This window comes from Shigella sonnei (genome assembly GCF_002950395.1).
In the GTDB taxonomy this organism is placed as follows: domain Bacteria; phylum Pseudomonadota; class Gammaproteobacteria; order Enterobacterales; family Enterobacteriaceae; genus ECMA0423.
In genome coordinates this window covers 4,850,975-4,869,780 of record NZ_CP026802.1, presented here as the reverse complement: position 1 = coordinate 4,869,780, position 18,806 = coordinate 4,850,975, and the positions used below count along the sequence as shown (strand labels likewise).

The 18,806-nt window shown below is 52.4% G+C and carries 18 protein-coding genes and 4 pseudogenes; 2 read left to right on the top strand and 20 right to left on the bottom strand.

The annotated features are described in order from the left end of the window. Positions 1–89: 89 nt before the first annotated feature. The 12 genes and pseudogenes from rpoS to cysD form a co-directional block, all read right to left on the bottom strand. Complete coding sequence (gene rpoS / locus C1P89_RS25060) at positions 90–1,082, bottom strand: RNA polymerase sigma factor RpoS (protein ID WP_000081550.1); 993 nt, start codon at positions 1,080–1,082, stop codon at positions 90–92. Between the two features lie 62 nt (positions 1,083–1,144). Beyond that, a pseudogene (gene nlpD / locus C1P89_RS25055) lies at positions 1,145–2,238 on the bottom strand (murein hydrolase activator NlpD). Between the two features lie 184 nt (positions 2,239–2,422). Next, positions 2,423–3,049, bottom strand: a complete 627-nt coding sequence (gene pcm, locus C1P89_RS25050) for a protein-L-isoaspartate O-methyltransferase (RefSeq protein ID WP_000254708.1) — start codon at positions 3,047–3,049, stop codon at positions 2,423–2,425. Then, a complete protein-coding gene (gene surE, locus C1P89_RS25045) occupies positions 3,043–3,804 on the bottom strand; it encodes a 5'/3'-nucleotidase SurE (RefSeq protein WP_001295182.1) in 762 nt (253 codons plus the stop codon). The genes pcm and surE overlap by 7 nt, the downstream gene beginning before the upstream one ends. Next, positions 3,785–4,834, bottom strand: a complete 1,050-nt coding sequence (truD, locus tag C1P89_RS25040) for a tRNA pseudouridine(13) synthase TruD (protein WP_000568942.1) — start codon at positions 4,832–4,834, stop codon at positions 3,785–3,787. The genes surE and truD overlap by 20 nt, the downstream gene beginning before the upstream one ends. Then, positions 4,831–5,310 carry a 2-C-methyl-D-erythritol 2,4-cyclodiphosphate synthase gene (gene ispF, locus C1P89_RS25035; protein ID WP_001219242.1) on the bottom strand — a complete coding sequence of 160 codons (480 nt, stop codon included), beginning with the start codon at positions 5,308–5,310 and terminating at the stop codon, positions 4,831–4,833. Before ispF ends, truD begins: the two co-directional genes overlap by 4 nt. Beyond that, positions 5,310–6,020, bottom strand: coding sequence for a 2-C-methyl-D-erythritol 4-phosphate cytidylyltransferase (gene ispD, locus C1P89_RS25030; RefSeq protein ID WP_000246138.1), 711 nt, complete (start codon positions 6,018–6,020; stop codon positions 5,310–5,312). Before ispD ends, ispF begins: the two co-directional genes overlap by 1 nt. An 18-nt stretch (positions 6,021–6,038) precedes the next feature. After that, positions 6,039–6,350: a cell division protein FtsB gene (gene ftsB, locus C1P89_RS25025; protein WP_000517476.1), complete on the bottom strand. Its 312-nt coding sequence runs from the start codon at positions 6,348–6,350 to the stop codon at positions 6,039–6,041. 193 nt (positions 6,351–6,543) lie between these two features. Next, positions 6,544–6,867 carry a DUF3561 family protein gene (locus C1P89_RS25020; protein ID WP_001246104.1) on the bottom strand — a complete coding sequence of 108 codons (324 nt, stop codon included), beginning with the start codon at positions 6,865–6,867 and terminating at the stop codon, positions 6,544–6,546. 49 nt (positions 6,868–6,916) lie between these two features. Beyond that, positions 6,917–7,522, bottom strand: a complete 606-nt coding sequence (gene cysC, locus C1P89_RS25015) for an adenylyl-sulfate kinase (RefSeq protein ID WP_001173673.1) — start codon at positions 7,520–7,522, stop codon at positions 6,917–6,919. Next, positions 7,522–8,949 carry a sulfate adenylyltransferase subunit CysN gene (cysN, locus tag C1P89_RS25010; RefSeq protein ID WP_001090361.1) on the bottom strand — a complete coding sequence of 476 codons (1,428 nt, stop codon included), beginning with the start codon at positions 8,947–8,949 and terminating at the stop codon, positions 7,522–7,524. The genes cysC and cysN overlap by 1 nt, the downstream gene beginning before the upstream one ends. Before the next feature lies 1 nt (position 8,950). Further along, the gene (gene cysD, locus C1P89_RS25005) at positions 8,951–9,859 is read right to left on the bottom strand and encodes a sulfate adenylyltransferase subunit CysD (RefSeq protein ID WP_000372108.1); all 909 of its coding nucleotides are present in this window, start codon (positions 9,857–9,859) and stop codon (positions 8,951–8,953) included. Positions 9,860–10,110: 251 nt separating this feature from the next. On the opposite strand from cysD, the gene iap reads away from it, so the two are divergent. Next, on the top strand, positions 10,111–11,148 hold the full coding sequence (gene iap, locus C1P89_RS25000; RefSeq protein WP_000490426.1) for an alkaline phosphatase isozyme conversion aminopeptidase: 1,038 nt from the start codon (positions 10,111–10,113) through the stop codon (positions 11,146–11,148). 389 nt (positions 11,149–11,537) lie between these two features. Here iap and cas2e read toward each other — a convergent pair whose 3' ends face one another. The 3 genes and pseudogenes from cas2e to cas6e (C1P89_RS24985) form a co-directional block, all read right to left on the bottom strand. Then, the gene (gene cas2e, locus C1P89_RS24995; protein ID WP_000063173.1) at positions 11,538–11,831 is read right to left on the bottom strand and encodes a type I-E CRISPR-associated endoribonuclease Cas2e; all 294 of its coding nucleotides are present in this window, start codon (positions 11,829–11,831) and stop codon (positions 11,538–11,540) included. Beyond that, positions 11,828–12,751: pseudogene (gene cas1e / locus C1P89_RS24990) on the bottom strand (type I-E CRISPR-associated endonuclease Cas1e). Before cas1e ends, cas2e begins: the two are co-directional and overlap by 4 nt. Continuing rightward, positions 12,748–13,230 (bottom strand): annotated as a pseudogene (cas6e, locus tag C1P89_RS24985) (type I-E CRISPR-associated protein Cas6/Cse3/CasE); the annotation flags it as partial. The pseudogenes cas1e and cas6e (C1P89_RS24985), both read right to left, overlap by 4 nt. A gap of 232 nt (positions 13,231–13,462) precedes the next feature. On the opposite strand from cas6e (C1P89_RS24985), the gene C1P89_RS24980 reads away from it, so the two are divergent. Continuing rightward, a complete protein-coding gene (locus C1P89_RS24980; RefSeq protein WP_005143385.1) occupies positions 13,463–14,659 on the top strand; it encodes an IS110-like element ISEc20 family transposase in 1,197 nt (398 codons plus the stop codon). A gap of 27 nt (positions 14,660–14,686) precedes the next feature. On the opposite strand, the pseudogene cas6e (C1P89_RS24975) reads toward C1P89_RS24980, so the two are convergent. The 5 genes and pseudogenes from cas6e (C1P89_RS24975) to casA all read right to left on the bottom strand — a co-directional run. Next, positions 14,687–14,905, bottom strand: a pseudogene (gene cas6e, locus C1P89_RS24975) (type I-E CRISPR-associated protein Cas6/Cse3/CasE); the annotation flags it as partial. Then, positions 14,830–15,576 (bottom strand): type I-E CRISPR-associated protein Cas5/CasD, encoded by a 747-nt coding sequence (gene cas5e, locus C1P89_RS24970; RefSeq protein ID WP_000085068.1) that lies wholly within the window; start codon positions 15,574–15,576, stop codon positions 14,830–14,832. The pseudogene cas6e (C1P89_RS24975) and the gene cas5e, both read right to left, overlap by 76 nt. Positions 15,577–15,586: 10 nt before the next feature. Next, positions 15,587–16,642: a type I-E CRISPR-associated protein Cas7/Cse4/CasC gene (gene cas7e / locus C1P89_RS24965; RefSeq protein WP_000206463.1), complete on the bottom strand. Its 1,056-nt coding sequence runs from the start codon at positions 16,640–16,642 to the stop codon at positions 15,587–15,589. Between the two features lie 11 nt (positions 16,643–16,653). Further along, positions 16,654–17,190: a type I-E CRISPR-associated protein Cse2/CasB gene (casB, locus tag C1P89_RS24960; protein ID WP_000029327.1), complete on the bottom strand. Its 537-nt coding sequence runs from the start codon at positions 17,188–17,190 to the stop codon at positions 16,654–16,656. Further along, positions 17,187–18,749, bottom strand: a complete 1,563-nt coding sequence (casA, locus tag C1P89_RS24955; protein ID WP_001084110.1) for a type I-E CRISPR-associated protein Cse1/CasA — start codon at positions 18,747–18,749, stop codon at positions 17,187–17,189. The genes casB and casA overlap by 4 nt, the downstream gene beginning before the upstream one ends. Positions 18,750–18,806: the final 57 nt, after the last annotated feature.

Genomic DNA, 18,806 nt, shown 5'->3' with positions numbered 1-18,806 from the left:
AATAAAAAGGTCCGATGGGCATCGGACCTTTTATTGTGCACAGAAAAGGCCAGCCTCGCTTGAGACTGGCCTTTCTGACAGATGCTTACTTACTCGCGGAACAGCGCTTCGATATTCAGCCCCTGCGTTTGCAGGATTTCACGCAAACGGCGCAGGCCTTCAACCTGAATCTGGCGAACACGTTCACGGGTGAGGCCAATTTCACGACCTACATCTTCCAGTGTTGCCGCTTCGTACCCCAGCAAACCGAATCGACGTGCCAGTACTTCACGCTGTTTGGCGTTCAGCTCGAACAGCCATTTGACGATGCTCTGCTTCATATCGTCATCTTGCGTGGTATCTTCCGGACCGTTCTCTTTTTCATCGGCCAGGATGTCCAGCAACGCTTTTTCGGAATCACCACCCAGCGGGGTGTCTACCGAGGTAATGCGCTCGTTAAGACGAAGCATACGGCTGACGTCATCAACTGGCTTATCCAGTTGCTCTGCGATCTCTTCCGCACTTGGTTCATGGTCCAGCTTATGGGACAACTCACGTGCGGTTCGCAGGTAAACGTTCAGCTCCTTTACGATGTGAATCGGCAAACGAATAGTACGGGTTTGGTTCATAATCGCCCGTTCAATCGTCTGGCGAATCCACCAGGTTGCGTATGTTGAGAAGCGGAAACCACGTTCCGGGTCAAACTTCTCTACCGCGCGGATCAGCCCCAGGTTGCCCTCTTCGATAAGGTCCAGCAACGCCAGACCACGATTGCCATAACGGCGGGCAATTTTTACCACCAGACGCAAGTTACTCTCGATCATCCGGCGGCGAGAGGCGACATCTCCACGCAGTGCGCGACGCGCAAAATAAACTTCTTCTTCGGCCGTTAACAGTGGTGAATAACCAATCTCACCAAGGTAAAGCTGAGTCGCGTCCAACACACGCTGTGTGGCTCCCTGCGATAACAGTTCCTCTTCGGCCAAATCGTTATCACTGGGTTCCTCTTCTACTAAGGCCTTTTCGTCAAAAACCTCAACTCCGTTCTCATCAAATTCCGCATCTTCATTTAAATCATGAACTTTCAGCGTATTCTGACTCATAAGGTGGCTCCTACCCGTGATCCCTTGACGGAACATTCAAGCAAAAGCCTGGTTCCGCCGATTTATCGCTGCGGCAAATAACGCAGCGGGTTTACGGATTTCCCCTTGTAACGAATTTCAAAATGCAAGCGTGTTGAACTGGTTCCGGTGCTACCCATGGTTGCTATTTTTTGCCCCGCCTTCACTTCTTGTTGTTCCCGGACCAGCATTGTGTCGTTATGGGCGTAGGCACTCAGGTAATCATCATTATGTTTGATGATAATCAGATTACCGTAGCCGCGCAGCGCGTTACCGGCATAAACAACGCGGCCATCTGCGGTCGCGATAATTGCCTGTCCTTTGCTGCCTGCGATATCAATCCCCTTGTTGCCCCCTCAGAAGCGCCAAAGGTTTCGATCACTTTGCCCTCAGTCGGCCAGCGCCAGGTGGAGATAGGCGTACTGGTTGATGTACTGCTGACAGTCGGCTCGGTTGTGCTTGCTGTTGGTACCGTTACAGGCGCTGTGACTGTGGTCGCAGTTGGCTTGTTGTTCGGCAACATTTTGTTAGCACTCTGTTCACCCGAAGACTCAGAATACGTAATTGTCGGTTGCGACGCAACAGCAACGGTGGAATTTTGTGCAGGCTTGATCACAACTCCTTGCTCTGCTGCGTCGGCCTGGGTAATGGCATTTCCGCCAGTGATTGGCGTACCGGAAGCATTACCCACCTGCAAGGTCTGACCAACGTTCAGCGCGTATGGTGCCTGAATATTGTTGCGCTGAGCAAGGTCACGGAAATCGTTGCCAGTAATCCAGGCGATATAGAAAAGTGTGTCGCCTTTTTTCACGGTATAGGTACTGCCGCTATAACTGCCTTTCGGAATGTTCCCATACTGACGGTTATAGACGATGCGTCCGTTTTCCATCTGTACCGGCTGCTGAGCTACTGGCTGCACTGGCTGGATTTGCGGTTGTTGAGTAGCCTGAATTTGTGGCTGCTGTACCGGCTGAATTTGCGGTTGCTGGGCTGTAGACGTCGTCCCCATTTTCGGCGGCGGCGTAATCAACATACCAGAATTAGTATTTGCAGGCGCATTGCCATTAACGGAGCTGACCGGTGCCGGTGGATTTGAAGTGTCAGAACAGCCTGCCAGCCATAGCGAAACCAGTGACAAAGCAGCAATGCGGCGAACGGTGAATTTTGGGCTTCCCGCGCTCATTTATCCCCCAGGAAAAATTGGTTAATAACCAGTGACATAATTACCGTGCAAGGCACCCTACTGAACACTGGAAAAGATGTTCACGATACGCTGACCTGCGGCAAAATAACCAGGAAAAATCCAGGTATTTCCTCACGTTTTAAGCCAGCTCACCCTTCACTAAAGGGACAAAGCGCACGGCCTCCACGGTATCGATAATAAATTCGCCTCCCCGACGACGCACCCGTTTCAAATACTGGTGCTCCTCCCCTACGGGTAAGACGAGAATCCCGCCTTCGTCCAGCTGCGTCATTAGCGCAGTTGGAATTTCCGGCGGTGCCGCCGTAACAATGATAGCGTCAAACGGCGCACGTGCCTGCCAACCTTGCCATCCATCGCCATGACGGGTTGAAACATTATGTAAATCAAGATTTTTCAGGCGGCGACGTGCCTGCCACTGCAAGCCTTTAATCCGTTCAACCGAGCAAACATGCTGGACAAGATGCGCTAGGATTGCCGTTTGATATCCCGAACCAGTGCCAATTTCCAGCACCCGCGACTGCGGCGTCAGCTCGAGTAATTCGGTCATTCGCGCCACCATATACGGCTGCGAAATTGTCTGCCCCTGACCTATCGGCAAGGCGATATTGTCCCAGGCTTTTTGTTCAAACGCTTCATCAACGAATTTTTCACGCGGCACGGCGGCAAGTGCATTCAGCACCTGCTCATCCTGAATACCTTGCGCACGTAATTGATCCAGAAGTGCTTGTACGCGTCTGCTTACCATTGCGTGCCAACTCCCACGCTGTTTAACCAGTCTGAAACCACATCTTGCGCGCTATGCGCAGTTAAATCCACATGCAGCGGCGTGATGGAGACATAGCCCTCATCTACCGCAGCAAAATCGGTCCCCGGACCGGCATCACATTTACCGCCCGGCGGGCCAATCCAGTACAGCGTATTGCCGCGCGGATCTTGCTGCGGGATCACCTGATCTGCCGGATGTCGTGTACCGCAGCGCGTCACGCGAATACCTTTGATTTGATCCAAGGGTAAATCCGGAACGTTAATATTAAGAATACGTCCGGTGCGCAGCGGCTCTTTACACAGTGCGCGCAAAATTGAACAGGTTACCGCCGCGGCAGTGTCGTAATGTTTATGCCCGTCAAGCGAGACGGCCAGCGCCGGAAAACCTAAATGACGGCCTTCCATCGCGGCGGCTACCGTACCGGAATAAATAACGTCATCCCCCAGATTCGGCCCGGCGTTAATGCCGGACACAACAATGTCCGGGCGCGGACGCATCAGAGCATTCACGCCAAGATAGACGCAATCGGTCGGGGTTCCCATTTGCACAGCAATATCACCATTTTCAAAGGTAAACGTGCGCAGGGAGGATTCCAGTGTCAGAGAATTTGAAGCGCCGCTGCGGTTACGATCGGGGGCGACCACCTGAACGTCAGCAAACTCACGCAAGGCTTTCGCCAGCGTTTGTATACCGGGTGCATGTACCCCGTCATCATTACTCAGCAATATGCGCATAATCACCTGTTGTGTTGATAAGTTCCCTGACAACGCTGGTTGCAAAACTACCCGCCGGAAGCCAGAAACGGATCTCTACGGTGACGTCATCCCACCAATTCCAGCTTAATTGTTGCGGATACAGCAACATCGCTCTGCGCGCGGCTTCAACTTTTTCGCGCACCAGTAAAGCTTGTAATTCAGTTTCTGCGGCGACAGCTGCCTTTTCGAATGCCAGCGCTTCACGCTGAGTTCCCCATTCGCCACTACCCGGCAATGCGGCGGTTATCATCAGCTCTTTATCGTTGACGCGACGCTGTAATTCCGCCAGTTCTTCGGTGGTTGCGACAAACCAGCTACCACGTCCGGCTAATTGTAGCGCATCGCCGTCAACAACTTGATTAACGTCTGCTTTTTTGAGGCGCTCAGCAACAATCTGATTAAACAACGCACTGCGGGCTGCCGACAACCAAAAACTCCGTTTATTGCGATCGCGCACCGGAGTATTGGTTTGCGCCCAGCGCTGCGCCCCCTGCAAGTTGCTACCGCCAATCCCAAAACGTTGGGCACCGAAGTAGTTCGGTACACCTTTTACGCAAATATCGATCAGACGTTGTTCAACGTCATCGCGATTGCTCACTTCGCGCAGAACCAGGGTAAAGGCGTTACCTTTCAGCGCGCCTAAACGCAGCTTGCGCTTGTGCCGCGCATACTCCAGCACCTGGCAGCCTTCCAGTTGAAAGGCGCTCAGATCGGGCATTTCCTTGCCTGGCACGCGAGCGCATAACCACTGTTCCGTAACAGCATGTTTGTCTTTTTGCCCAGCGAAGCTGACTTCACGGGCATGAATTTTCAGGAATTTCGCCAGTGCATCCGCCACAAAACGGGTATTGCAGCCGTTTTTGAGGATTCTAACCAGAATATGCTCACCTTCACCATCAGGCTCAAAGCCCAAATCTTCCACCACCACAAAGTCTTCCGGATTGGCTTTCAGCAGCCCGGTGCCTTGCGGTTTACCGTGGAGGTAAGTGAGATTATCAAACTCAATCATTTTGTTGCCTTAATGAGTAGCGCCACCGCTTCACAGGCAATCCCTTCCCCACGTCCGGTAAATCCAAGTTTTTCCGTAGTAGTGGCTTTCACGTTAACATCATCCATATGGCAGCCGAGATCTTCGGCAATAAACACGCGCATTTGTGGAATGTGCGGCAACATCTTCGGTGCCTGAGCGATAATAGTGACATCGACGTTGCCCAGGGTATAACCCTTCGCCTGAATACGACGCCAGGCTTCGCGTAGCAGCTCGCGGCTGTCGGCACCTTTAAATGCCGGATCGGTATCCGGGAACAGCTTGCCGATATCCCCCAGCGCCGCCGCGCCAAGCAATGCATCGGTCAACGCATGGAGCGCCACGTCGCCATCAGAATGCGCCAGCAATCCTTTTTCGTAAGGAATGCGTACGCCACCAATGATAATTGGGCCTTCACCGCCAAAGGCATGTACGTCAAAACCGTGTCCAATTCGCATTATGTATTCTCCTGATGGATGGTTCGGGTGAGGTAAAACTCGGCCAGTGCCAAATCTTCCGGGCGCGTGACTTTAATGTTATCCGCACGGCCTTCGACCAACTGAGGATGGAATCCGCAATATTCCAGCGCCGAGGCTTCGTCGGTAATAGTCGCGCCTTCATTTAGAGCGCGCGTCAGACAGTCATGTAACAGCTCACGAGGGAAAAATTGCGGCGTCAGCGCGTGCCATAAGCCGTTGCGATCAACGGTATGAGCAATGGCATTTTTGCCCGGTTCGGCACGTTTCATCGTATCGCGCACTGGTGCGGCTAGGATCCCTCCCGTGCGGCTGGTTTCGCTCAACGCCAACAATCGCGCGAGGTCATCCTGATGCAGACAAGGACGAGCGGCGTCATGCACCAATACCCACTGCGCGTCGCCAGCGGCTTTCAAACCTGCCAGCACGGAATCGGCACGCTCATCACCGCCATCTACAACGGTGATTTGCGGATGATTCGCCAGAGGAAGTTGTGCAAAACGGCTATCGCCAGGACTTATGGCAATGACGACACGTTTCACCCGGGGATGCGCCAGCAGCGCATGCACCGAGTGTTCAAGAATGGTTTGATTACCGATTGAGAGATATTGCTTAGGACATTCCGTTTGCATTCGACGGCCAAATCCGGCCGCCGGAACCACGGCGCAAACATCCAAATGAGTGGTTGCCATGTTAATTCCCGGGCTGATTTATCGATTGTTTTGCCCCGCAGACTGTGCGCGCTTCGACGCGTCAGGCACCAGACGATAAAAAGTTTCGCCCGGCCTGGTCATGCTGAGTTCATTACGCGCACGCTCTTCGAGCGCCTCCTGGCCGCCATTGAGATCGTCAATTTCGGCAAAAAGTTGATCGTTTCGCGCTTTAAGTTTCGCGTTTGTAGCTTGCTGTGCCGCCACATCATCATTGACGCGGGTATAGTCATGTATACCGTTCTTACCGAACCACAGCGAATACTGTAGCCAGACCAGAATAGCCAGCAACAGCAGCGTTAGTTTACCCATCCTGCCCCCTGAAAAACGGCATCATCATCCCATGCATCCGAAGACGACTCTACATCCTCTGTTGGGGATACCGCGACAACGCGGGCAAATGTACCACATTTGTCCATTGTTACGTATACCCAGGGCGTGCAGAACATAATCTCATTATTAGTTACGGTTTGAATTATGAACAGAGGAGACAAGAAAGTACAAATTAGCCCAGTAGCCACATAAACAGTGCGCCAAACATAATGCCTACTGTCACCAGGGTGAAAACAATACTGTAGCGTAGCTTTCCGTCCATCAATGAATGCAGCGCAATCCCCACCACTACCGCGACGGGCATCAGCGCCAGAAAGAAAGGCCAGGTGTAGATAAAGAAGAACAGCGTGTTAGAGCCATAAATCAACATCGGCATCGCCAGCGCAAATAACCAGGAGATAAAACCGACCACGGCACCAGGCAGTGACCATGTGGTTTCTTCATCCTCAGTAAGGCTGTCGTTATTTGTTAGTGTAATGTTATGGCTATTACGCATATTTGATCCTGTTACTTTGACGAACCGGGCATGGAAACCCGGTGGTGTCTCAGGATCTGATAATATCGTTCTGTCTCAACAGATCTAATAATTGCTGTACCAAATTTGTTACTAATTGTTCACCATTGAGATGAATTTCTGCCGATTCAGGCGCTTCGTAAACGGAATCTATTCCCGTAAAGTTGCGCAGTTCACCGGCACGCGCTTTCTTATATAAGCCTTTTGGATCGCGGGCTTCGCAAATCGCCAGCGGCGTATCGACAAACACTTCGATAAAGCGCCCTTCTCCTACGCGTTCACGAACCATCTGGCGTTCGGCGCGGTGTGGCGAGATAAATGCGGTCAGCACCACCAGTCCGGCTTCAACCATCAAATTCGCCACTTCACCGACGCGACGGATATTCTCTTTACGATCGGCATCGCTAAAACCGAGATCGCTGCATAATCCGTGGCGAACATTATCGCCATCCAGCAGATACGTACTGACGCCGAGTTTATGTAACGCCTCCTCCAGCGCCCCGGCGACCGTTGATTTACCGGACCCGGAGAGGCCGGTAAACCACAGCACTACACCACGATGACCGTGGTGTAGCTCGCGTTGTTGCACAGTGACCGGATGGCTATGCCAGACGACGTTTTCGTCATGCAGCGCCATTATTTATCCCCCAGCAAATCGCGCGCGCCCCAGTGCGGAAAGTGGCGACGAACCAGAGCATTCAATTCCAGTTCGAATGCACTGAATTCAGATGGCGCAGCAGTTGCCTGGCTAACTGGCTCGTGCACCATACCGGCACCCACGGTCACATTGCTCAGGCGATCGATAAAAATCAGCCCACCCGTCACCGGATTTTGTTGATAACGATCTAACACCAGCGGCTCGTCAAAAGTGAGATCCACGAGGCCGATCCCATTCAGTGGCAGGTTTTCAACTTCACGCTGGGTAAGGTTATTAATATCAACCTGATAGCGAATGCCATCAACACGCGCGCGCGTCTTCTTACCGGCAATTTTGATGTCGTAACTCTGCCCTGGAGAAAGCGGCTGTTCCGCCATCCATACCACATCCACCGACGCGCTCTGCACCGCCGGTAACGCTTCGTCTGCCGCCAGCAGCAGATCGCCACGGCTGATGTCGATCTCATCCGTCAGCACCAGGGTGATCGCTTCTCCGGCAAAGGCTTCTTCGCGATCACCATCAAAAGTCACGATCCGCGCGACGTTTGATTCCACACCAGAGGGCAGCACTTTTACACGTTGCCCGACTTCCACGCGACCGGATGCCAGCGTTCCGGCGTAGCCACGAAAATCGAGATTCGGGCGATTAACGTACTGCACCGGGAAGCGCATTGGCTGAGCATCCACCACTCGCTGGATCTCCACGGTTTCCAGCACTTCGAGCAGTGTCGGACCGCTGTACCACGGCATACTTTCACTTTGCGATGCCACGTTGTCGCCTTCCAGTGCAGAGAGCGGCACAAAGCGGATATCCAGATTACCCGGCAGCTGCCCGGCAAAGGTCAGATAATCTTCACGAATACGGGTGAACGTCTCTTCACTGTAATCCACCAGATCCATTTTGTTGATCGCCACGACCAGATGTTTGATCCCCAACAGTGTGGAGATAAAACTGTGACGACGGGTTTGATCGAGCACGCCTTTACGGGCATCGATCAGTAAGATCGCCAGTTCACATGTCGATGCGCCAGTCGCCATATTGCGAGTGTACTGCTCGTGCCCTGGGGTGTCGGCGATAATAAATTTACGCTTCTCGGTAGAGAAATAGCGGTAGGCCACATCAATAGTGATGCCCTGTTCGCGCTCAGCTTGCAGGCCGTCCACCAGCAGAGCCAGATCCAGCTTTTCGCCCTGGGTACCGTGACGCTTACTGTCGTTATGCAGCGATGAGAGCTGATCTTCATAGATTTGGCGAGTATCGTGCAGCAGGCGACCAATCAGAGTGCTTTTGCCGTCATCGACGCTGCCACAGGTCAGAAAACGCAGCAGGCTTTTATGTTGTTGCGCAATCATCCAGGCTTCGACGCCGCCTTCATTGGCGATTTGTTGTGCAAGTGCGGTGTTCATCTTAAAAATACCCCTGACGTTTTTTCAGCTCCATAGATCCCGCCTGGTCGCGGTCAATCACGCGGCCCTGACGTTCACTGGTGGTGGAAACCAGCATCTCTTCGATGATTTCCGGCAGTGTTTGTGCATTTGACTCCACCGCACCGGTCAGCGGCCAGCAGCCCAGCGTACGGAAACGCACCATCCGTTTTTTAATCACTTCGCCCGGTTGCAGGTCGATACGGTTGTCATCAATCATCATCAACATACCGTCGCGTTCCAGAACCGGACGTTCCGCAGCGAGATACAGCGGCACAATGTCGATATTTTCCAGCCAGATGTATTGCCAGATATCCTGCTCGGTCCAGTTAGAGAGTGGGAAGACGCGGATGCTTTCGCCTTTGTTAATTTGCCCGTTGTAGTTGTGCCACAGCTCCGGGCGCTGATTTTTCGGATCCCAGCGATGGAAGCGGTCACGGAAAGAGTAGATTCGCTCTTTAGCGCGGGATTTCTCTTCGTCACGGCGCGCACCACCGAAGGCGGCATCAAAACCGTATTTGTTCAGCGCCTGTTTCAGGCCTTCAGTTTTCATAATATCGGTATGTTTCGCGCTGCCGTGCACGAATGGATTAATCCCCATCGCCACGCCTTCCGGGTTTTTATGCACCAGCAGCTCGCAGCCGTAGGCTTTCGCCGTACGATCGCGGAACTCATACATCTCGCGGAATTTCCAGCCGGTATCGACATGCAGCAACGGGAAAGGCAGCGTACCTGGATAAAACGCCTTGCGCGCCAAATGCAGCATGACGCTGGAATCTTTACCGATAGAGTAGAGCATCACCGGATTTGAGAATTCTGCCGCCACCTCGCGAATAATGTGGATGCTTTCCGCCTCCAGTTGCCGCAGGTGAGTAAGTCGTATTTGATCCATAACCGTTCCTTTGCAATACCGCTATTTTCTTGCCATCAGATGTTTCGACTATAGGGAGCGTAAGAGAACGAATGAAATTACCAATTAGAATGAGTAGTTCCTTAACGGAATAACGATTTGGCAAAGCTAATATCAAAAAGTGCTTAAGGCACCGGATTTCTGGCGTTTAGGAAGATTTGAAATTGTTTTAGCGCAGCGGCAGTTTCATACTATGGCGGTAAAAAAATTTGCATGGTATTTAAGGACTCACTATGTTTTCCGCATTGCGCCACCGTACCGCTGCCCTGGCGCTCGGCGTATGCTTTATTCTCCCCGTACACGCCTCGTCACCTAAACCTGGCGATTTTGCTAATACTCAGGCACGACATATTGCTACTTTCTTTCCGGGACGCATGACCGGAACTCCTGCAGAAATGTTATCTGCCGATTATATTCGCCAACAGTTTCAGCAAATGGGTTATCGCAGTGATATTCGGACATTTAATAGTCGGTATATTTATACTGCCCGCGATAATCGTAAGAGCTGGCATAACGTGACGGGAAGTACGGTGATTGCCGCTCATGAAGGCAAAGCGCCGCAGCAGATCATCATTATGGCGCATCTGGATACTTACGCCCCGCTGAGCGATGCTGACGCCGATGCCAATCTCGGCGGGCTGACGTTACAAGGAATGGATGATAACGCCGCAGGTTTAGGTGTCATGCTGGAACTGGCAGAACGCCTGAAAAATACGCCTACCGAGTATGGTATTCGATTTGTGGCGACCAGCGGCGAAGAGGAAGGAAAATTAGGCGCTGAGAATTTACTCAAGCGGATGAGTGACACCGAAAAGAAAAATACGCTGCTGGTGATTAATCTCGATAACTTAATTGTTGGCGATAAATTGTATTTCAACAGCGGTGTAAAAACCCCTGAAGCAGTAAGGAAATTAACGCGCGACAGGGCGCTGGCAATTGCGCGCAGTCACGGAATAGCCGCAACGACCAATCCGGGTTTGAATAAAAATTATCCGAAAGGCACTGGGTGTTGTAATGACGCAGAAATATTCGACAAAGCGGGCATTGCTGTACTTTCGGTGGAAGCGACTAACTGGAATCTTGGGAATAAGGATGGTTATCAGCAACGCGCAAAAACAGCCGCATTCCCTGCGGGAAATAGCTGGCATGACGTAAGACTGGATAATCAACAGCATATTGATAAGGCACTTCCTGGAAGAATAGAACGTCGCTGCCGTGACGTTATGCGGATAATGCTACCTCTGGTGAAGGAGTTGGCGAAGGCGTCTTGATGGGTTTGAAAATGGGAGCTGGGTGTTCTACCGCAGGGGCGGGGAATTCTAAGTGATATCCATCATCGCATCCAGTGCGCCCGGTTTATCCCCGCTGGCGCGGGGAACTCTTACTGCTTGGTATGCGGAATCACACCCTGAACGGTTTATCCCCGCTGGCGCGGGGAACACCCTGACGCGCCGCAGTATTTATCTGCTCTGGCCGGTTTATCCCCGCTGGCGCGGGGAACACGGGTGCGTGTGGCTGCCAGTGCCGGAGAACGGCGGTTTATCCCCGCTGGCGCGGGGAACACACTAAGCATACATAACTGTTTTTAAACAAATTTATTCCGCATCAACAATCTACCAACTAAATTAAAACATTTCCTTATTTTTAAAGAACGGATAACTTATTGATTATCAACAGGAAGAAAAGAAACCAAACGTAACCCATCCAAATCCACCGGAATACGTCTGTTTTCTCCCCAGGTCTGAAATTCAAAACCCGACTCGATATTGGTCGCCCAGGCCATCACCACATTTCCGCAACCAGCCAGTTGGGTAATTTGCTGCCAGATCATCTCCCGAATACGTTTTGATGTATCACCAACATACACACCGGCACGCACTTCCAGTAGCCAGATTGCGAGCCGTCCACGTAAGCGCGGAGGGACATTTTCTGTAACAACCACGACCATGCTCATCCGCCGCGCCCCCGGTGACCACTATCACCCAGCGTTTCAGGTTCAGGGATGGCAGGCGGTAACATATCCGGCGCGGGTTGTGGTGGTTCAATTTCACCTGCAGCAAGGACTTCCTCAATTAACGGTATTAATTTGCCCGTTAACTTAGTGCTACGGAAAATATCGCGACAGGCTAATCTGACTTCTTTATCAGGTTCTGCGGGTTGCCTCGCTGCTATTTCAAATGCCTTTGGCACAACCGAATCAAATTTAATGATATCGGCTATGTCATAAACAAATGAAAGCGGTTTGCCACTATGGATAAACCCAATAGCGGGCGCATATCCCGCGGCTAATACTGCCGCTTCAGATATACCGTACAGACATGATGTAGCAGCACTGATGCAGCGATTCACAACATCGCCTTTTTCCCAGTCTTTAGGATCGTATTTGCGACCATTCCATTTCACACCATATTGTTTCGCCAGTAATGCATACGTCTGGCGAACGCGAGATCCCTCAATTCCACGTAACTGCTCCACTGAACGGCGAGCTGGCGGTGGTTCACGAAAACGTAATTCATACATTTTGCGCACCACCTTCAACCGTAGATCTTCCGTTAAAGCCAGCTTTGCCTAGTAGAGTAATTTATCTGCCCGCGCCCCTCCGGGTTGTCCGGAGGAGTAAACGCGAACGCCCGCTTCACCGACCCAGACCAGCAGTGTTCCCACCGTGGCGGCCAGATGGACTGCCGCGTGGGAAACTCTTGTTCCCGGTTCGAGCATAATGCAGGCGACCGATCCCACTGGAATATGCGTGCGGATCCCGGTTTTGTCGATCAGCACGAAAGCGCCGTCCAGTACGTCGATTTGACCGTACTGGAGGAAGATCATGGAAGTGCGATCTTTTAATGGGATCGGGCTCAGCGGTACAAACGTCACGCCTCTGCTCCGGGTTTGATCAGCATCAGACCACAACCGAACGCCCGGCTTTTGCCATACCCCTGACTGAGACGTTGCAGAAATAACCCAGGAGCGGTGACCGTAAGCATCCCCGTATAATCCACGCTACTGAACTGGATCAGTTGCCGGGAGTTTTCCCGCCGCAGTTGCTGTTGTCGGTAGGCATCAACCGAAGTATCCAGCAGTGTAAAACCGCTTCTCTCCCCCTGCGCTGCCAGCCAGTCCAGCGCAGCCTGTTGTTGATGCAACCAGACATCACTTCCTTCCACCTGCCCCCTCACCTGCCGTTTCGCCTCCATCAGCAAGTCGTGGCGTTTGCCCGCTTTACAAATTGTTGGATTCGCCCGCAGGTTGAAACAAAGGGATTGTCCGGTACGCAACTCTGGCGCAAATGGTCGGCATTCGATGGTGAAAATATCACTTTCCGCCGGGCGTTCCTGCGACAGGACAAAAAAGCGCCCCCGTTACTTTATTCGTACCCCTTATAATGGGGTGTTAGCCAGCCAGACCCGGCATGATTACTGCCCCCAGTCGTCCATGATCCGGGGGGTGATGTCACCGGGTCTGGTGGGGCGCTGGTAACCGCTAATAGGGGTCAGGTCAGGCACTTTTGCCGGGACCGTCTGTAACGTGGATGCCGGTACCTGCTCCCCGTGGTTATCTGGTTAACCCATATACAAGGGAGACAGAATGACCGAATCCAGCGATTACGAATCCGTCCAGGTCTTTATCGGCGTTGATGTCGGTAAAGATACGCATCACGCTGTTGCCATTAATCGTTCAGGTAAACGCCTGTTCGATAAAGCATTACCCAACGACGAAAACAAACTCAGGTCGCTAATATCTGACCTAAAACAACATGGTCAGATACTGCTGGTTGTTGATCAGCCAGCTACCATCGGTGCGTTACCTGTCGCCGTTGCCCGCTCAGAAGGAGTCCTTGTCGGATACCTCCCTGGACTGGCCATGCGCCGCATAGCCGACTTACACGCCGGTGAAGCTAAAACTGATGCTCGTGACGCTGCCATCATTGCCGAAGCTGCCCGTACCCTGCCTCACGCGCTACGCACGCTGAAACTGGCTGACGAGCAAATCGCCGAACTCTCCATGCTCTGCGGCTTCGATGATGATCTTGCCGCACAGACAACGCAGGCCAGCAACCGTATCCGCGGCCTTCTGACCCAGATACATCCGGCACTGGAGCGCGTTCTCGGTCCGAGACTTGAGCACCCGGCGGTACTCGATCTTCTCCAGCGATATCCCTCACCAGAAAAACTCGCTTCGCTGGGTGAGAAGAAGCTGGCAGCCCAGCTCTGCAAACTTGCGCCTCGTCTGGGTAAACGCCTTGCAGCAGACATAGCTCAGGCACTGGCCGAACAAACCGTCGTCGTTCCCGGCACGAATGCCGCTGCCGTAGTACTGCCACGTCTGGCACTCCAGCTCATCACGCTGCGTAAGCAAAAAGACGAGGTGGCGCTTGAGGTAGAACAGCGAGTTCTTGCTCACCCTCTTTACCCGGTCCTGACCAGTATGCCCGGAGTCGGTGTCAGGACCGCAGCCAGACTCCTCACCGAGGTCGCCTGCCGCGCCTTCGCCTCTGCCGCACATCTCGCTGCTTATGCTGGCCTTGCGCCGGTAACTCGGCGATCCGGCTCGTCAATACGCGGTGAGCATCCCTCGCGACGGGGTAATAAAGCTCTCAAACGGGCGTTGTTCCTGTCGGCCTTCGCCGCGCTCAGGGATCCGCTCTCCAGGGCTTACTACACCCGCAAAATGAGTCAGGGAAAACGACACAATCAGGCGCTTATCGCCCTGGCGAGACGACGCTGCGACGTTCTGTTCGCCATGATGCGCGACGGGACTTTTTATACCCCGCAGGGGTCATAACATGCTTGACAACTTAATAGGGGCACCCCCCTGGAGTTCTTCCCGACGATAAAGAAATTGCCTTTCTTTGCCGCCAGGGAAAAGATCCCACAGCCACTGATGCATCACATATTCACCGCGATCCACCAGATGCAGCAACTGCGCAGGCGAAAGCTGGCCGGTATGTAAGGTTATTCTTGAGAGGTACATGGTTCCTCCTTGCTGAGCCACGGCCCCTGATTGACGGTGCGTTCCCCAAACAGCCACTGCTGACGATTTAAAGGAACATCCCGGCGGCGTAATATTTTGCTCGCGACCAGGCCGTCGTGTTTCCCTTCCCACCAGCATTCATCCTGAAGTTTCGGGAGTGAGACTTTCAGTTTATGGAAATGATCCTGATACTGTTGGTATGCATTACATAAGGCATCACACGCGTTGCCTTCGAGCAGTAACGGCGCAAGAGGTAATGCCAGCGGATGACTTTTTCGCCCCAGATAAAGCGGAAAAACTGGATGGCGTAAACCGTCCTGCAACTGTTCGAGGCTGTAAGGCGCATCGGCTGTTGTTGCCACCGCCACCATCCACCAGGCATCGGTGTAGTAGTCGCGCCGGGAGATAATCGCGCTCAAAAGCTCAGGGTCGCTCAACTCTTCACGACGGCTGAAATAACGTGCTTTACGCACCTCTTTTGGCATCTGGACCGTGTGATAATCCCGTGCCCAGCGCGGGTTACGGCTGGCGCAAACCACCAGTGAATAGTGGCGATTAAACGCGTTTAAGCGTTCGGTATCATCACGCCGAATCCCTACCCCGGCAGCCAGTAGCCCCAGCAATGCTGAGCGCGAAGGAAGTTCATGGGTATGACGAACTTCACCTGGAGCATCGACACCCCAGGACGCCATCGGCCCATGAAGCTGAAAAATCAGATATTGGCTCATAAGCCGCCCCTTACGCGCAGATAAAGTCCAGCACGTCCTTCATGCTTCCCTGTTTGTTCATCACGTCAAAACTTGCGCATTCGGTCTTCTGTTCGTAGACCGTATTCATGTTTTCGCGAAGCGTTGTAATACGCTGCACCGCCACATCTAACTGACGTGTGCCATTAATGGGTTCATAGAAAGCCGCCGCCAGAGAGCGTGGTTGATCGGTGCCTTTTTCTGCCAGCGCCCAGGAAGCATAGGCACGGCTGGCAAAGCTATTTTGTTTACCGGTTGGGGAAACTTTAAGCGCGGCTTCCGTAAAAGCGCGTATGGTCTGATTAGCTAACGCTTCGTCACCGCCGAGGTTTTCTACCAGCAGATCTTTATCAATGCAGATATAGGTGTAGAAAAGTGCTGAACCGAATCCGGTTTCTCCGAGATGCCCGGCACCGGCATCTTCAGAGGCCTGGCGCAAATCATCAACGGCGGTGAAAAAATCATCTTCGACAATCGTTTCACTGACACCAAACGCATGCGCGACCTGGCAGGCGGCTTCAACATTAAACTCAGGTTTATTCGCCAGCATACGACCAAACATAGCGATATCTACCGCTATACGGTCTTTACGTAACAACGCGAGATCTTCCTCTTTTGGCGCGCGCTTTTCTTCTGCCAGTTGATGAGCAAGCGCTTTTACGGCGTCAAATTCTGCCGGGCTGATATGAACTAATTGTTCAGTTTCGGCGTTAGTGAGCGGATCTTTTGGTTTTTTGTCATTTTTAGCTTTCCCAAGATAATCAGCAATTTTTGCCGCCCATTCGATGGCTTTTTTATCTTCAATCCCTTTCTCAATCAGGATAGTTGCCGCCTCACGCGCAATACGCCCACTGCGAATACCAATATGGCCCGCCAGTGCCTGTTCAAAAAGTGCAGAAGTGCGCCACGCACGTTTCAGACTTTGCGAGGAAACGCGCAGACGCGTTGCTCCACCCAGCACCACAGTTTTTGGCGCACCGGTGTCATCACGGTTAAGGTTGGCAGCAGGGTAAGCGGTTAACACATGAAGCTGAATAAATGTTGTCATGAGATAGTCCTTTATTGATTTTGTTCGTTATCGGCGTCGCCAGCCTGGTAATATTCCAGCGCCCAGCGGATACGGATAAATTCGGTTGGCCGCTGCTGGCGGCGGTGATGATTGAGCAGGTCGTCGCTCTCCTGGCACCAGCGGAAAATGCCATCTGCCAGGGAGTCAAGATTGACGGAACCGTTTAATAATCTGACGGCGCGGCGTAACTGGCGCAGTAATTCATCCGGTGTTTTTACTGCTGACAGGCGAGTAAAACGCCCCTTTGACATTACCGCCGCCAGTTGCGCGGCAAAAGGCTGCCGTTCATCAATGGCTTTAACATTGGCGCTAACTGCGGCTATCAGCGCCAGTGCGGTGATACGCCACTCAGGTTCATCCTGCCACTTTATTTGTCTGTTCTTCAGAAACAGGCGAAATCCATCCGTCAGACAAACATCATTAACCGTCGTACTACGCCGCAGACTGGCACGTTCGCCGCGTTTCTCCTGCAATTCCTCGTGCCATTTGCGCAGCGTGGCTTTGTGCTCCTCTTTTACAATACTCATTCAGCAGCCTCCTGCTTTTTCTCCCTGGCGGCTTTAGCACTTTGCTTCTCCGCCGATGTTGTAAAATATTTCTTGCGCGCGGTCATGATGCGTTCCAAATCAACGGGCTCATAAGGATTGGTGAATACACGCTCGTCAAAATCCTGACGCGCGAATAACCAAATTTCCTTATTCCATTTGCTGAGTAATTCATCCGCATCCTGACCTTCTTCAATTTGGCGCACTAACCTCAGGAAGCGATGCTGAGTTTTGTTCCAGAAGTCGATATCCACAAAACTAAAATCACCCCTTGCACCTTTTGGATCGGAGAACCATGCTTCTTTCAATGCACTCCGTAACAGACTTAGAATCCGTGAAGCCGTTTGCGCAGCCAGCCGCAGTTTCGGTATCTGGCCTTCTTTTTTATTGAGCAGCAGCGGGAAATGATGTTCGTACCAACAGCGCGCTTTCATGTTGTCGAAATCATAGCCAAATCCCCACAGGCCCACTTTTGCCTGCTTGAGACTGCTGGCATTAAAGAGTTTCACCACCAGCGCGGGAAGTTCCGTATTGTTTTCTGACTTACCCGTTTCGATAAGGCCTAACCAGTCGCGCCAGATTAAACCGCCCGGTTGTGGTTTGACCGAGTAAAACTCGCCGCCCTCTTTAAGTAGTACACGGTAAGGCGTTAAGGGATGCTGCCACATGGCATAGTTAGCGCCGTAATTTTTGGTCGTCATCAGGCTCAGAAGCGCGTCGCTCTGCTCACCGCAAATATCGCAGTTGCCGACTGTGGTGGTATTAAAATCAATACGAATACGGCGAGGCATTCCCCAGTACGCCTGGAGTTTATTGACCTGCTCATCGGTTACCACCGCACCGGCCAGTTCGCTGATGCGCGTCGGGCCAAGCCAGGGGAAAACCAGATCGTCAAATTTTTTGGGTAGCGGTAAATCGGCTTCATCCTGCGGCATGACATTGATCCACAGTTTGCGCCACAAGGGAGTTTGTTGATTACCCTGATATTCCTGTAATTCAATCAGAGTGGTCATCGGCCCACCGCCGCGTAAACCGGTGCGGTAGCCTTTGCCACCTGACGGCGCATTCAACTGTAGGGAGAACAGAGCTAACGCAGAGCAATGTGGGCACAGGTATTCCGTTACACCACGCTTGATAAAGTGGTCTTTATTAAACTTCGTTGTTTGAGCGCCGGGAATCTCAGGCAGTAGCGAAGCGACCGGAACTTTATCTCCGGTGAGCGCCTCGAAATCCTGTATAAATGAAGGGGAATCTGGCCCAAACTGGAAAGCATGTTCTAATGACAGCAATGCTTCCCGTAGCTTTTCAGCTTCCAGTCCGTCTTCCCAGATATCATCCCAACGACGATGATCTTTTGGCGCGAAGCTGGTTTGTAGTAGCCCCAGCAAAAACTGCCATACCGCACCCTGGAGATCTGCCCGCGGCGCAGAAATATCGACAACATTTTCATCCGCCAGATCGACTGGCGCCAGTTTGCCTGTCGTTCCGTCTTTAAAACGAACGGGCAACCACGGGGTTGTCAGAAGTGAAAACGAGTTCATACGCATCCTCTCGTAAAAAAGACCATCCCAGGTCGGTTGTCCATCTTTCCATCCTTT

Coding starts and splice junctions, on each gene's coding strand:
- rpoS (WP_000081550.1), bottom strand. CDS start 1,082: ATGAGTCAGAATACGCTGAAAGTTCATGATTTAAATGAAGATGCGGAA.
- pcm (WP_000254708.1), bottom strand. CDS start 3,049: ATGGTAAGCAGACGCGTACAAGCACTTCTGGATCAATTACGTGCGCAA.
- surE (WP_001295182.1), bottom strand. CDS start 3,804: ATGCGCATATTGCTGAGTAATGATGACGGGGTACATGCACCCGGTATA.
- truD (WP_000568942.1), bottom strand. CDS start 4,834: ATGATTGAGTTTGATAATCTCACTTACCTCCACGGTAAACCGCAAGGC.
- ispF (WP_001219242.1), bottom strand. CDS start 5,310: ATGCGAATTGGACACGGTTTTGACGTACATGCCTTTGGCGGTGAAGGC.
- ispD (WP_000246138.1), bottom strand. CDS start 6,020: ATGGCAACCACTCATTTGGATGTTTGCGCCGTGGTTCCGGCGGCCGGA.
- ftsB (WP_000517476.1), bottom strand. CDS start 6,350: ATGGGTAAACTAACGCTGCTGTTGCTGGCTATTCTGGTCTGGCTACAG.
- C1P89_RS25020 (WP_001246104.1), bottom strand. CDS start 6,867: ATGCGTAATAGCCATAACATTACACTAACAAATAACGACAGCCTTACT.
- cysC (WP_001173673.1), bottom strand. CDS start 7,522: ATGGCGCTGCATGACGAAAACGTCGTCTGGCATAGCCATCCGGTCACT.
- cysN (WP_001090361.1), bottom strand. CDS start 8,949: ATGAACACCGCACTTGCACAACAAATCGCCAATGAAGGCGGCGTCGAA.
- cysD (WP_000372108.1), bottom strand. CDS start 9,859: ATGGATCAAATACGACTTACTCACCTGCGGCAACTGGAGGCGGAAAGC.
- iap (WP_000490426.1), top strand. CDS start 10,111: ATGTTTTCCGCATTGCGCCACCGTACCGCTGCCCTGGCGCTCGGCGTA.
- cas2e (WP_000063173.1), bottom strand. CDS start 11,831: ATGAGCATGGTCGTGGTTGTTACAGAAAATGTCCCTCCGCGCTTACGT.
- C1P89_RS24980 (WP_005143385.1), top strand. CDS start 13,463: ATGACCGAATCCAGCGATTACGAATCCGTCCAGGTCTTTATCGGCGTT.
- cas5e (WP_000085068.1), bottom strand. CDS start 15,576: ATGAGCCAATATCTGATTTTTCAGCTTCATGGGCCGATGGCGTCCTGG.
- cas7e (WP_000206463.1), bottom strand. CDS start 16,642: ATGACAACATTTATTCAGCTTCATGTGTTAACCGCTTACCCTGCTGCC.
- casB (WP_000029327.1), bottom strand. CDS start 17,190: ATGAGTATTGTAAAAGAGGAGCACAAAGCCACGCTGCGCAAATGGCAC.
- casA (WP_001084110.1), bottom strand. CDS start 18,749: ATGAACTCGTTTTCACTTCTGACAACCCCGTGGTTGCCCGTTCGTTTT.